We start from the raw sequence: 14,233 nt of genomic DNA, 5'->3' as shown, positions 1-14,233 counted from the left end.
TATAAATGAATACAGAAATGAAAAAAAATATAACCTTTATCATAGCTTTTTTATTGGTTGCAATAAGTGCTCAAGCACAGATAGATCGATCAAAAATGCCAAAATCAGGACCTACTCCTGTTATAAATTTAGGAGAGCCATATACATTTAAAATGGGCAATGGACTTACCGTTCTTGTTGTAGAAAACAAAAAACTACCAAGAATCACAGTTAGCTTATCATTAGATAACCCACCAAATGCCGAAGGCGATAAAGCAGGAATCGAAGGAATTGTATCCCAAATAATGGGAAAAGGGACTAAAGAAATTAGCAAAGATGCTTTTAATGAGGAAGTCGATTTTCTTGGTGCTTTCATCAATACTGGAGCATCAGGTGGATTTGCGCAATCTTTATCTAAATATTCTGATCGAATCATCGAACTTTTTGCAAAAGCTTCCTTAAATCCAAACTTTACGCAAGAGGAACTAGACCTTGAAAAGAAAAAACTTATCGAAGGTATTAAATCAGGAGAAAATAGTGCAGAAGCAGTTGCTGATCGAGTAAGAAGCGTTCTTGGTTACGGAAAAAATCACCCAGCTGGAGAGTATATTACAGAAAAAACAATTAATAATATCACCTTAGCAGATGTAGAAACATACTACAGAAACAACTTTGTCCCTGCAAATGCATATATGGTAATTAGTGGAGACATCAGTAATGATAAAGCTAAAGAATTAGTAGAAAAGAATTTTACTTCTTGGAAAGCTGGAAAAGCTCCTTCTTTTGGAATGCCAGAAGTTAAAGACGCGCAATACAGACAGATCAATTTTATCGATATGCCGAATGCTGTACAAACAGAAATGGCTGTAATGAGCGTTTCTAATCTAAAGATGGCTGACGAAGATCATCACGCTGCATTGGTAGCTAACTATGTTTTAGGAGGGTCATTTGGTAGTTATATCAATATGAACCTAAGAGAAGAGCACGGGTACACATATGGAGGACGATCTACATTACCAAGAAACAAAAACTTTAAAACGCTATTTAGAGCTACAGCTAAAGTAAGAAATATGGTAACAGATAGTGCTGTTGTAGAAACTCTAAAAGAAATTAAAAGAATCAGAACTGAAGATGTAGATGACGAAGTATTAAAAAATGCGAAAGCAAAATTCTTAGGAGACTTTATTCTAGCTTCCGAAAATGATAGAACAATAGCAGCAAGAAGTATTGATATCAAAACTCAAAATCTTCCAAAAGATTTTTACGAAACTTTTATTGCAAAAATCAACGCAGTTAGCAAAGCTGATATTAAAAGGATTGCTAACAAATATTTTAATCTAGACAAAGCTAGAATTGTATTAGTTGGTAAAGGAAGTGATGTTCTAGAAAACCTAGAAAAAATTAGCTTCGAAGGAAAGAAAATTCCTATTCTATATTTTGACAAATATGGAAACAAAACTGAAAAACCTGATTACAATGCAGCTACCCCAGAGGGAGTTACTGCCCAGTCAGTTTTAGATAATTATTTAAAAGCTATAGGCGGTAAAGATAAATTGACAGCAGTACAATCTACCTTCACTACAGCCGAAGCATCTATGGGAGGAGCAACACTACAGATGATATCTAAAGTTACTTCGAAAAACCAAACGCTTACTGATATATTATTTGGAGGCAACTCTGTAAACAAAAATGTGTTCGACGGTACTAAAGGATATGCTATGGCTCAAGGTCAAAAAATTGACTATACAGAAGCTCAAATTGCTGATGCAAAAAAAGAAATATACCCTTTCCCGGAACTAAAAAATACAGATGCTAAACTAGAAGGTCTTGAACCTTACGAAAATGGTAAAGCTTATAAAGTTAAAATAAGCGATAAGAGAACCTCTTATTTCGATACAGAAACAGGATTAAAAATAAAAGATATTGTAATCCAGGAACAAGGAGGTCAAAAAATACCTTCTACAATTGGATATAGCAACTACAAAGAAGTAAATGGAATCAAATTCCCTCATACAATGTCAATATCTGCTGGTCCACAGAAGTTTGATTTTAATGTTTCAGAAATTAAAATTAACGAAGGAGTAACAGAAGAAGATTTTAAATAAAATCTATAACTCAGTTATTTATAAAGGTCCGTTATAATAAACGGGCCTTTATTTTTTTCGATTAGCGATATATACTCCTAAAATTATTATCCCAGTAGCAATTACTTGATAAAAAGAAAATTCTTCGCCATCCAGTAACCCCCACATCAAAGCTACTATCGGAATTGTATACGTTACCGAAGTGGCAAAAACAGGACTACTCATTTGAACTAATTTATTGAATAAAACCTTAGCAATTCCGGTTCCCACTACTGCAAGAATAGAAATATACATCAAACTCGTATGTACTTCTGGATTACTTATTACCGTATTATTAAAAAAATCAGAATAATATAACACTACAAGAGAAGGAATTACTAACACAATAAAATTACCATTAGCTATCGCCATAGGAGAAATTTCTTGCATATAACGTTTTATAATATTCACATTGGTTGCATAACAAACCGAAGCACAAAGCACTAACGCTGCGTACCAATAATTCTGATTAGGATTTATAGAAGCTCCTTCCCAAATAAGAGCCAAACATCCAATTAACCCAACGACAACACCAATTAATTGATTTCTACTAAATCGAATCGAGAATAGCAGCACCCCTAATATTAAGGTAACAAGTGGAGTTGTAGAATTAAGAACAGAAGCAATACCACTATCTATTTCCGTTTCTGCAAAAGCAAATAAAAATGCCGGAATAAATGTCCCTAAAAAACCAGAAATAACAATCCACTTCCATTCTCCTTTCTTAATGGTTTTCATACTTCGGAAACCAATCAGGAATAAAAAAATTGCTGCGAACAGAGTCCTTAAAGCCCCTAACTGCATAGGAGTAAGACCTATCAACGACTTCTTAATTAATATAAACGAACTACCCCATACTAGCGAAAGTATCGCAAGATATATCCATTTTAGTTTTGAGTTTTGCATCGATCATTTTATAAGCTGCAAAAATCAATAAAATTAAACAAGCGATACTCTTTTATGTAAAAAAATTAACGAACGTTTAGCGTTCTTCTTCCCATTGAATTGTTTCCATAAAATGAACAACATCATTTCTTAAATATTTCGCTGCAGGAAGAATTGAATCATAATTTGGTTTTACTTTAAAATACACTGAACCAGAAACAAAATGATTAAGACTATCTGTTACATAAAATTGGCAAGAAGAAGCAGCATTTCCCGTAACTTCAAAAATGCTTCCATAAACTTTTTTATCCGGCAGAATAAAATCTTTTTGATCTATTCCATCGGCTTTAATATAGTGTTCTTGTGTTAAGTTTTGTGCATCTCTTAATAACGAATCTAAGTTCTTATCCACATTGTAATACGAAACATAAATAGTTGCATTCAGCTTCGGGTAATCTATATTATACCAACATTCTTTATTGTTTTTAGCTTTTTTAAAATTTGCAATATTATTCTTCTCAAAAGTATATGAACAATCCAATGTAGCCTTTTCATATTTTGGTGTTGGATAAGCCAACCGTAACATTCCTTTAGGCTTTGGTAAAACATCTCCACCACAAGAATATAAAGCACTTGCAACTGCAATCACAAAAAAATTATAGATTTTACTCTTCATTAATCGTTAATTTAATCCTTTTGATACGTTTATTATCTAGAGATTCTATTTTAAAAACATATTCTTCTAATACAATTACATCCCCTCTTTTAGGAAAGCTTCCGGATATCTCCAATAGCAATCCTGCAATCGTTTCTGCATCCCCTTTTTTACTCTCAAAAACTGTTTGATCTTCCAACTTCAATACTTTATAAAAATCTTTTAAAGAAGTTCTTCCTTCGAACACATAATTGAGATCATCTAACTTAGAAAATATTAAATCTTCATCATCAAATTCATCACTAATATCCCCAACTATTTCTTCAATAATATCCTCTAAAGAGATCAAACCACTTGTTCCACCATATTCGTCTACTACAATTGCCAAATGATTCTTTTTATTCTTAAAATCATTAAGCAAATCATCTAACTTTTTGTTTTCCGGAACAAAATAAGGTTCTCTTACAAGATCTACCCAATTATAATCTTTATGATTGATATAAGGCAATAAATCCTTTACATAAAGAATACCAATAACTTTGTCAATACTATCTTCATATACTGGAATACGAGAATATCCTTTTTCTATAATTTCAGGAATAACCTCGGTATATTTCATATCGCGATTTAAGGCAAAAATATCTATCCTAGGTTTCATTACCTGTTTAGTATCAGTATTACCAAAAGAAACAATACCTTCTAAAATTTTCTTCTCCTCAGAAGTAGTATCGGTGTCTGAGGTTAACTCCAACGCTTGTGATAATTGATCAACACTGATATTCGATTTCTGCTTACCTAATTTATTATGAATTCGTATCGTCACACTTCTCATTGGTAAACTAATCGGAGTAATAACCCAGTCCAAAACTCTTAATGGTCTTGCCATAAAATTGGCAAATTTCACTTTATTTCTACTCGCATATATCTTTGGTAAAATTTCTCCAAATAATAAAATAAGGAATGCTACAATAATTACCTCTACAACAAATCTTACATCCATCCAACCCCACCAAATGATATCAAGATCTTTAAAATAAATCTCTCCTAAAGCATCAAAGAGTAATACAATAGCAATATTTATAAAATTATTAGCCACTAATATTGTAGCTAACAATTTCTTTGGCCTACTTAATAACTTTGATATTATCTTTTGATTTGCAGTTTCTTCTTCTCCTTCTATTTTAAGATCTGAGGGAGTAAGCGAAAATAAAGAAACCTCACTACCCGAGATTAAAGCAGAACAAATCAATAGTAAAATAAGGGCAAGTAAATTAATTGCCTGCATGGAATCAAAAGCAACAAATAAAACAAATAAAGGTTCGGGATCAGGATCCAAATTATAGCGGTTTAGTTAAACATATTAAAACGGAAGATCATCTTCTTCCATTTCTGTAGATAGGGATGATATCGATTGTGTTGTACCTACTGAAGGGTTTGCATTACTTACCGGCTGACTGCTTGCAGTTGTTTCGGATTGTTGTCCTTCAGTTTTTGGAGTTAAAAATGTAAAATCGGTACACTGTATCTCTGTATTATATCGATCTTTTCCTTGTTCATCTTGCCATTTTCTAGTTTTAAGACGACCTTCAATATATACTTTATCTCCTTTCTTTAAATATTTTTCACAGATTTCAGCTGCTTTATTACGCACCACAATATTGTGCCATTCTGTAGAAGTAACTCTCTCTCCAGTGGTTTTGTTTACATAAGAATCATTAGTTGCCAGCGGAAATCTGCCAATACAGTTTCCTCCTTCAAAATAATGCATCTTTACTTCATCTCCTGTATGACCAATAAGCATTACCTTATTCAACGTTCCAGACATATCCTTTATTATTTATAGTAAATGTAATAAAAAAGCATCATACCTAAAAAAAGCTATCTATAAAATTACCTAATAATATAGGAACTGGATATTCGCGAATATTATCTATTTTAACCTGCTCTAGTTCAGTATTGATTTTGGGCTTTTTATTGGTTTTTATGATATAAAATCGAGTATATAAGTGCTGGTGCGAAAGTTTATGTATTTTAAATGTTTCTTCATAGCAAGTGATATCATAAGATACATCTTCTAATAAACTTTTAAACAGAACATGTTCTTTTATATAATCAAGGTCTACGTCATTCTCGCTTTCTATCAGTGGAAACTCGTATAAATTCTGCCAGATACCTTTGCCTGTTCGTTGTTTAATAATAGTATATTGATCACTGACAGAAAATATCAGGTAATTGAAATATCTTTTCTTGACTTTAGTTTTTTTCAATTTAACCGGTAATGATGTAACTGTTCCTTTATTTAATGACTCACAACTATCATTTAATGGACAAACGATACAATATGGATTTTGTGGCTTACACTGCAACGCTCCAAATTCCATAATCGCCTGATTATAGGTAGCGGGTTGCTCTGGATCAATTAACTCAAAAGCAATTTTCTTAAACTCTTTAATTCCTTGAGTACTATTAATAGGAGTGTTAATATTAAAATATCTAGATAAAACGCGATATACATTACCATCTACCACAGGAACCACTTCATTATAACATATCGAAGCTATAGCACTGGCGGTATAATCACCCACACCTTTTAGTTTTAATAAATCATTATAGTTAGAAGGAAAAATACCATTAAGCTCATTTGCTATATATTTCGCAGTAGCATGTAAATTTCTGGCTCTAGAATAATAACCTAATCCTTGCCATAGTTTTAGCACTTGTTCTTCTTCTGCATTTGCTAAATCAAAAACAGTAGGATACTGATCGGTAAATGACAAATAATATGGTAATCCTTGTGCAACTCGCGTCTGTTGAAGTATGATTTCGCTTAACCAAATGTGATATGGATCGATTGTTTCTCGCCATGGCATCGATCTTTTGTTTTGTAAGTACCACGTAATGAGTTTTTTATAAAAAATCATGTGAAAATTGTAAGTTTTGTAAAATTAAACCTTTAAAAGATGATAATTTCATCTTAAGTATTGATATTTTGGATTTTAAATTGCTATATTTGCCCCCTTGAAAATTTAAAAACCCCTAAATAGGTAATATAATGACTAAAGCAGATATTGTAGCAAAAATTTCAGAAAAACTAGGAATTGAAAAAGGAGATGTTCAGGCAACTGTTGAAACCTTTATGGAAGAAGTAAAAAGTTCTTTAGAGAGCGGTGATAATGTATACCTTAGAGGTTTTGGTAGCTTTATCATCAAAACAAGAGCTGAAAAAACTGGCCGTAACATTTCTAAAAACACTACAATCAAAATACCTGCACATAATATTCCTGCCTTTAAACCGGCAAAAGTATTTGTGGAAGGTGTAAAAACTAACGTAGAAGTTAAGTAACAATTAATAATCAATAAATAGACGCACTATGCCAAGTGGTAAAAAACGTAAAAGACACAAGGTAGCTACGCACAAGCGTAAAAAGAGAAGAAGAGCTAATCGCCATAAGAAAAAGTAGTTTTCTAACTACTTTTTCTATTTAAGAATGTTCTTTGAAATCGAAATAAAGTATCTTATATCACTACCTTTATAAGACTTTATTTCAACGGAATTATAAAATTCCTGTGAAAAAATTTGTTTAATCCATCTGTCTCGAACATATCGAGGTGGATAAAAATCTAATCAGAGTGAACAAAGAATTGATCATTAGATCTGGTTCCTCTACTGATTTTGCCTTATTAAAAGATGGAAAACTAATTGAATTACATAAGGAAGAAGACGACAGCAATTTTGCAGTAGGTGATATTTTTATTGCCAAAATCCGTAAAGCTGTTCCAGGTCTTAACGCCGCATTTGTAAATGTGGGTTATGAAAAAGATGCATTTCTGCATTACCACGATCTGGGCCCTCAAGTATCTTCTTTACTTAAATTCATTAAACGTGTAAGCACAGGTAAATTAAAAGATTATTCTCTTAAGAATTTTCCTTTTGAGAACGATATTGATAAACACGGAGTAATAACCGATGTGTTAAAATCAAATCAATCGCTATTAGTACAAATAGTAAAAGAACCTATTTCTACAAAAGGCCCTCGAATTAGCTCAGAGCTTTCGATTGCCGGTAGATATATTGTATTAGTACCTTTTTCTAACAGAGTATCTATTTCTCAGAAAATAGAATCATCAGAAGAAAAAGAACGTCTAAAAAGACTGGTAAAAAGTATTAAGCCAAAAGGTTTTGGAATTATTGTTCGTACAGTAGCAGAAGGCAAGAAAGTAGCAGAACTAGACAGAGATTTGCAAAACTTGGTGGGTCGCTGGGAGTCTATGTGTAAAAAATTATACAAAGCACCCCATCCATCAAAAATTTTAGGTGAAATGAATAGAGCATCCTCTATATTAAGAGATGTTTTTAATGACACCTTCACTTCGATCGTTGTAGATGAAGAAGATCTCTACAACCAAATCAAAGATTATCTGCAAGAAATTGCACCAAAAAAAGAATCTATCGTAAAGTTACACACGTCTAAAGTACCTGTTTTTGAAAAACATGGTATCGAACGACAAATCAAAACAAGTTTTGGTAAAACGGTATCCATGAGTAAGGGAGCCTATCTTGTAATCGAACACACTGAGGCAATGCACGTCATTGACGTAAATAGTGGAAATCGATCTAACAAAGCCAAAAACCAAGAAGACACTGCACTAGAAGTCAACCTAATCAGTGCATCCGAAGTAGCACGCCAACTACGTCTTAGGGATATGGGAGGTATTATTGTAGTCGATTTTATAGACATGAATAATGCTGATAACCGCAGAACACTTTTCAACCACTTACGTGAAGAGATGAAAGACGACAGGGCAAAGCATAAAATTTTACCGCCAAGTAAGTTTGGCCTGATTCAAATAACGCGACAGCGTGTACGACCAGAAATGAATATCAAAACCCGTGAGGAAAACCCTAACGGAGGAAATGGCGAAGTTGAGGCGCCAATAGTTTTAGTAGATAAAATAAAGGTCGATTTAGAAAAATTAATTAAAAAAGAACATAAAAAGTTAACGCTTAGCGCGCATCCTTTTATTGCAGCTTTTTTAACTAAAGGATTTCCATCCGCCCGATCTAAATGGTTCATGGACCATAAAAGATGGGTAAAAATTATACCTAGAGACGCTTACACGTATTTAGAATATCATTTCCACGATAAAGACGGAGAAATGATAAAATAAAATGAAACCCAGCTTACATTGTAGGCTGGGTTTTTTTGTTTATTATATTTGTAATAATGTACCATAAAACACCCGAATCAATTACCGTTACAGAAGCAATTAAAAAGATGGAGCACTACTGTGCTTATCAAGATCGTTGTCATAAGGATGTTTCTCAAAAACTTAATACTATGAAACTGATTCCTGAGGCAAAAGAAAAGATCATTCTACACCTTTTGGAACATAATTTTCTTAATGAAGAACGTTTTGCTAAAAGTTTTGCAAGAGGAAAATTCCGAATTAAGAAATGGGGTAAACAACGAATTATTAGAGAATTAAAATTCAGACAAATATCCGAATACTGTACTAAAGTAGCGTTAAAAGAAATCTCTGAAAATGAATACCTAGAAACTTTTCATGATTTGGCAGAAAAGAAATTTAATTCAATAACAGATTCGGACACCTTCAAAAAAAGAAAAAAACTAATTGATTATCTTCTCTATAGAGGGTGGGAAAACCAATTAGTTTTTGAGAAAATTAATGAGCTTTTTTAATCACAAAAAACACCACTTAGTTCCGATTACTTAATATTTCTACAGCTCTATCTATTCCACTATCTTTTTCTTCTAAATAATCATCATTTGCGAATAGAGGAACTCTGTTTACTTCAAGAGGTCCTACTCCAATTGACTCGTATATTACTCCTTGAGCATCACTATATATTTCATTAGACAATCCAACAAATGCTCCGTTTGGTAATGCGTGAACCAAAATATCAGAAAAAACTCCATTCGTGTTATCACCTACAATAGTAACATATGACAAATCTTTCAGGCATAGAGTGAAAATTTCTGCAGCACTAGCGGTTAATGGGCTTGTTAGTAAAATAATCTCATCAGTGAACTGAAAATCTCCTTTAGGGCTAACCGAAACGGAAGTCGTTTCTGTAAAACTATCTCCTAACCTAGCTTTCTTAGAAAATGCAGATCTTTCTTGATCCATAAATCTAGATGCTATCTCTACAGATACCATATCATAACCTCCTCCATTAAAACGAACATCTATTATTAGTTTAGAAACTCCAGAGTTTTTAAAATCATCCATCATCTCATCCAGAACAATATTCAAAACCTGTAATTCTGTACTTTCATCATCACTATACCCTTGCATTCCTAAAACATTTATATAACCAATAGTATTATTAATCATACCCCAAGCAATATTTCCACTCTCATCTAGTTGATATTCTCCACCAAGGTATTTTAACCCGATAACCTCTAACCGTTGATTATAAAGCGCATTATAAGTTTCATCAGAATCTATAATTAAATCTCCTGTTAATCCTGCATTTAATCGCTCTAATAAATTGGGTAAACCAGCATCTATACTAATATTATTTTCTTCATCATCAATTGCAACATGACCATCATTTAGCAATAAAACTAGTTCACCAATAATCTGATAAAAATTTTCGGAAGTTACTTGTTCACCTAAATCTTCGTATTGCGACCAATCCACATTTCTAGTTTCAAAAAAAGCATAATAATCATTAAAAATATTCCAGAAATGATCATAATTAACTTTTGGATCATCAGTCTCCGAAATCTGATCAGCTAAACAAAATTCATTTTGATTCTCTAACCTTATAAATTTAATATCTGAGGCTATTAATTCTGATCTCCCAATCAGTTCATTATTATTCAGCATCTCTAATTGAAGACCTGCTAATTCTTCTATTTTAAAATTATCATCCGCAATTGAACAACCAGAAGTATTTACATTATAAAGGATGTCTTGATCATCTGTAAACTCAATCACATACCCTTTATCTTCTGCTAACCAAAACCCATTTATAGTATCTTCTTCAATTACTGGAGTATCATCATCTGATTTACATCCAATTAAAAAAACCATAATTAATACTAAGAAATACTTTTTAAAAAAATCTAAAATCATAACATCACATTTTAAGAATTATATCACTATTGACAATTAAACAATCAATCAGTTGCATCAGATTAATCCAAGAATCAAAATGAATTGATCCAACCTTTGATTTGATTCAAAACTAGATAGCTAATAAAAAAATGGTGTTCGGAATTATTAAAATTTAAAAAAACTGTACCTTTTTATGATCAATTTTAAACTGGTTTGGGGTTAATCCAGTTTCTTTTTTGAAAGAAGTGTAAAATGTAGACTTAGCTTTGAAACCTGCTTCTAAACCAATTGACAGTAAACTATATTTATCAAACTCTTCATTAAGTATCATCTCCTTTACTTCATTTACACGATAAGAATTTATATAGGCGGTAAAATTCTTTTTAGTAACATCATTTACGATCTGAGAAAGATAACCTGAGCTTATATTTAAGGTCTGTGCGACCATCTCTTGATTCAAATTAGGGTTTCGATAGATATAATCTTTTTCCAATAAACCTTCTAACTTTTGGAAATATATATTGTCTTTGGAAAAAGAAAGCTCCAGAGTTGAAACTTTAGGGTTTTTAGGCTCTAGAGTATCTTCATTAAAATTGACATCACTATTCTTGAAATTACTTATTTTCAAAGAGTAAATCCCATTATATACAATCCAAAATATAAAAAATGAGGTAATAGTGCATATGATAGAGATGCCTATATCATAACCTATATTAAAAATCATATCAGCAACGTCTATTAAGATCCAACAAGTTACTAATGAAACCTCATATACACATAATTTTTTGAGCCATTTACCAGGTATTTGGCTAGTATATTTGTTATGCTTAAGAATATTATAAGTCCAAATAGCAATTACAAAATTATAAGAATAATATCCGAATTCTTGCAGACCAAAAGCCCATTCATACATTAATGCTTGATCAGATAAAAACGATATTTCCCATTTGTAAATGTGCTCTAAATTATAAACTACATTCAATATAACAGAAAATATAAACGGAATGTACAACCAATTCCATTTTCTCTCTACTACAAAATCTTGATCAATTGATTTTAATATATATAGGAAGAAAAAAACTGGGAATAAGAATATCCACTCTATATCATATAAGATTAAAAACTCGGGATATTGTTCATATACATTTAAGGTATCTAGATATACATTAAACATCAAAAACGCTAAAATCAAGATTGAATACCCTAAATATTTATTTGTGGAACTTTTAAAATAAGGAGAAAACAAAATCGCAAAACCAAAAAGAAATCCTTGCGAAACACTTATTAATAGAATAATATTCACAAATTCCATCAAGAAAGATTTATAATTTCTAATAATAAAGACAAAAAGAAATTAAAAAGGTTGCAAGCTTTCTATAATTATAAGCTATTCCGTTTATTGGTTCTTTTAATAGCCAACTCATTTTTATGATCCATCCATTTCTGACCTCCAATCCTGCGCATAACATTATCGAAATAGCGCATAAAAAGAATGTTGTATGCTGCTTTATTCATATTCCCAAATCTAGTTGCCATTGCTCGAATGCTCATTGAAAATCCGGGAGTAAGGTAAGTCATTTGATGCCAATATCCTTCTGGCATATACAACGTTTCGCCATGTGTAAGATTTGCAATATATCCATTTGCTTTCTTAAGAGCAGGCCATTTTTCTAAATCGGGATTTGTAAAATCAATTTCTTGATGGGCGATTAATGCATGAGGGACCTTGTACAAATACTTCGTTTCCGAAGGAGGGAACAGAATACATTGTTTTTCTCCATGAAAATGAAAGTGAAGAATATTACCTAAATCTATATCATAATGCATAAATACTTTGGAACCGCCACCACCAAAGAACAAATAAGGCATTTTTTTTAGTAGTCTCAATCCTATTTCAGGATATTTATAATCCTCTCTAAGTTTTGGCACCTCTTTCAACAAGTTATACAAGAAAATTCTATAATTGGTAGGTTTCTTTTTTAAGAGGTCCACATACTCACTCATTTTCATGCTTGTATGGGGCTCATTAAACTTAAACTCAGAATTTATCGGTCTATCATCAAACAAAGGCACTTCTTTATCTCCAGCAACTTCATTAATATAATCTAAATTCCATTTCTGATATGCCGGCCAATCTTCAATTAGTCGTTCTATTACTACCGGTTTTTGAGGAATAAAATAATCCCTCAAAAATTCTTCTTTAGTAATTGTTTCTACTCTTGATATTTGCTCTAAATTTAATCCCACTAACTAAAAAATAATTCTAAAACTTTGTTTTTCAAAGTTTACTAAACTTCAAAATTATTTATTAAGTAAAGCTTCTTTCCCCTTTTGTTTAGCAAGTTCATTCTTTTCAATGATATGCTCAGGCCTAGACCATTTAGGTTTTTCTCCTTTAGCTTCAAACTTAGAGTTCTCAGCTTCAACTGTATCGGGTTGTGCCTTCTTAACAAATGGTTTTTGTGGGTTCAATCCTAATTTTTTAAACATTTCCATATCCTGATTAACATCTGGATTAGGAGTTGTCAATAATTTATCCCCTGCAAAAATTGAATTTGCTCCTGCAAAAAAGCACATAGCTTGTCCTTCTCTACTCATTTCCGTTCTCCCTGCCGAAAGTCTTACTTGTGTCTGTGGCATTACAATTCTAGTTGTAGCTACCATTCTAATCATATCCCAAATTTCCACAGGTGTTTGATCTTCCAGTGGTGTACCATCAACTGCTACAAGTGCATTAATAGGAACAGATTCTGGCTGTGGACTTAATTTTGCTAAAGCTACCAACATACCAGCACGATCTTCAGCCTTTTCACCCATTCCAATGATTCCTCCACTACAAACAGTAACGTTAGTTTTACGCACATTATCAATAGTCTGAAGACGGTCTTCATAACCTCGGGTAGAAATCACTTCTTTATAATATTCTTCTGATGTATCTAGATTATGATTATAAGCATATAATCCCGCTTCTGCCAATCTCTGAGCTTGATTTTCTGTTATCATACCTAATGTACAACAAACCTCCATCTCTAACTTATTGATAGTTCTCACCATCTCTAATACGTTATCAAACTCTGGTCCATCCTTTACATTACGCCAGGCAGCTCCCATACATACTCTAGAACTCCCAGATGCTTTAGCTCGAAGCGCTTGTGCTTTTACTTGCTGTACACTCATTAAATCATTACCTTCTATATCAGTATGATATCTTGCAGCTTGAGGGCAATACCCACAATCTTCTGGACAACCTCCTGTTTTAATAGATAGTAATGTAGAAACTTGAACTGTATTTGGATCGTGATATTCACGATGTACAGATGCCGCTTCATAAAGCAACTCCATTAATGGTTTATTGTATATATCTAATATTTCCTGTGATGTCCAATCGTGTCTAATAACGCTCATAAATCAATGGTATGTGAATTTTCAAAAGTAATTGTTTAAAATCAAAAAACACAAATTAGCTTTATCAAATTCGATAGTTTTAATAACAATCTATATTAAC

Annotated in this window: 13 protein-coding genes; 4 read left to right on the top strand and 9 right to left on the bottom strand. The window is 32.2% G+C overall.

The window, feature by feature from the left end; all coding sequences use genetic code 11:
- Nucleotides 1-17: 17 nt before the first annotated feature.
- Nucleotides 18-2,084, top strand: a complete 2,067-nt coding sequence (locus H526_RS0120815) for a M16 family metallopeptidase (RefSeq protein WP_027394797.1) — start codon at nt 18-20, stop codon at nt 2,082-2,084.
- A gap of 48 nt (nt 2,085-2,132) precedes the next feature.
- Here H526_RS0120815 and H526_RS0120810 read toward each other — a convergent pair whose 3' ends face one another.
- The 5 genes from H526_RS0120810 to mutY all read right to left on the bottom strand — a co-directional run bounded on the left by H526_RS0120810 (nt 2,133) and on the right by mutY (nt 6,563).
- Nucleotides 2,133-3,008: a DMT family transporter gene (locus H526_RS0120810; RefSeq protein ID WP_027394796.1), complete on the bottom strand. Its 876-nt coding sequence runs from the start codon at nt 3,006-3,008 to the stop codon at nt 2,133-2,135.
- Between the two features lie 76 nt (nt 3,009-3,084).
- Complete coding sequence (gldD, locus tag H526_RS0120805) at nt 3,085-3,663, bottom strand: gliding motility lipoprotein GldD (protein ID WP_027394795.1); 579 nt, start codon at nt 3,661-3,663, stop codon at nt 3,085-3,087.
- Nucleotides 3,653-4,978 carry a gliding motility-associated protein GldE gene (locus tag H526_RS0120800; RefSeq protein WP_027394794.1) on the bottom strand — a complete coding sequence of 442 codons (1,326 nt, stop codon included), beginning with the start codon at nt 4,976-4,978 and terminating at the stop codon, nt 3,653-3,655. Before H526_RS0120800 ends, gldD begins: the two co-directional genes overlap by 11 nt.
- A gap of 24 nt (nt 4,979-5,002) precedes the next feature.
- Nucleotides 5,003-5,467, bottom strand: a complete 465-nt coding sequence (locus H526_RS0120795) for a single-stranded DNA-binding protein (RefSeq protein WP_027394793.1) — start codon at nt 5,465-5,467, stop codon at nt 5,003-5,005.
- Nucleotides 5,468-5,510: 43 nt separating this feature from the next.
- Nucleotides 5,511-6,563 carry an A/G-specific adenine glycosylase gene (gene mutY, locus H526_RS0120790; protein WP_027394792.1) on the bottom strand — a complete coding sequence of 351 codons (1,053 nt, stop codon included), beginning with the start codon at nt 6,561-6,563 and terminating at the stop codon, nt 5,511-5,513.
- Nucleotides 6,564-6,694: 131 nt separating this feature from the next.
- On the opposite strand from mutY, the gene H526_RS0120785 reads away from it, so the two are divergent.
- From H526_RS0120785 to H526_RS0120775, 3 genes are all read left to right on the top strand, one after another.
- Nucleotides 6,695-6,985: an HU family DNA-binding protein gene (locus H526_RS0120785; RefSeq protein ID WP_024768281.1), complete on the top strand. Its 291-nt coding sequence runs from the start codon at nt 6,695-6,697 to the stop codon at nt 6,983-6,985.
- A 287-nt stretch (nt 6,986-7,272) separates the two neighbouring features.
- A complete protein-coding gene (locus tag H526_RS0120780; RefSeq protein WP_027394791.1) occupies nt 7,273-8,811 on the top strand; it encodes an Rne/Rng family ribonuclease in 1,539 nt (512 codons plus the stop codon).
- Nucleotides 8,812-8,867: 56 nt separating this feature from the next.
- The gene (locus H526_RS0120775) at nt 8,868-9,344 is read left to right on the top strand and encodes a regulatory protein RecX (RefSeq protein WP_027394790.1); all 477 of its coding nucleotides are present in this window, start codon (nt 8,868-8,870) and stop codon (nt 9,342-9,344) included.
- A 16-nt stretch (nt 9,345-9,360) separates the two neighbouring features.
- Here H526_RS0120775 and H526_RS0120770 read toward each other — a convergent pair whose 3' ends face one another.
- From H526_RS0120770 to bioB, 4 genes are all read right to left on the bottom strand, one after another.
- Entirely contained in the window at nt 9,361-10,746 is a 1,386-nt protein-coding gene (locus tag H526_RS0120770) for a S41 family peptidase (RefSeq protein ID WP_035086148.1), read from the bottom strand.
- Nucleotides 10,747-10,900: 154 nt separating this feature from the next.
- The gene (locus tag H526_RS0120765) at nt 10,901-12,040 is read right to left on the bottom strand and encodes a helix-turn-helix domain-containing protein (protein ID WP_027394788.1); all 1,140 of its coding nucleotides are present in this window, start codon (nt 12,038-12,040) and stop codon (nt 10,901-10,903) included.
- Nucleotides 12,041-12,108: 68 nt separating this feature from the next.
- Complete coding sequence (locus tag H526_RS0120760; RefSeq protein WP_027394787.1) at nt 12,109-12,975, bottom strand: cupin-like domain-containing protein; 867 nt, start codon at nt 12,973-12,975, stop codon at nt 12,109-12,111.
- Between the two features lie 54 nt (nt 12,976-13,029).
- Nucleotides 13,030-14,133 (bottom strand): biotin synthase BioB, encoded by a 1,104-nt coding sequence (gene bioB, locus H526_RS0120755; protein ID WP_027394786.1) that lies wholly within the window; start codon nt 14,131-14,133, stop codon nt 13,030-13,032.
- Nucleotides 14,134-14,233 lie beyond the last annotated feature (100 nt).

The organism is Aquimarina latercula DSM 2041, assembly GCF_000430645.1.
Lineage (GTDB): Bacteria > Bacteroidota > Bacteroidia > Flavobacteriales > Flavobacteriaceae > Aquimarina > Aquimarina latercula.
Note: the sequence above shows the minus strand (reverse complement) of the source record. Positions and strands in the feature narration are given on the sequence as shown.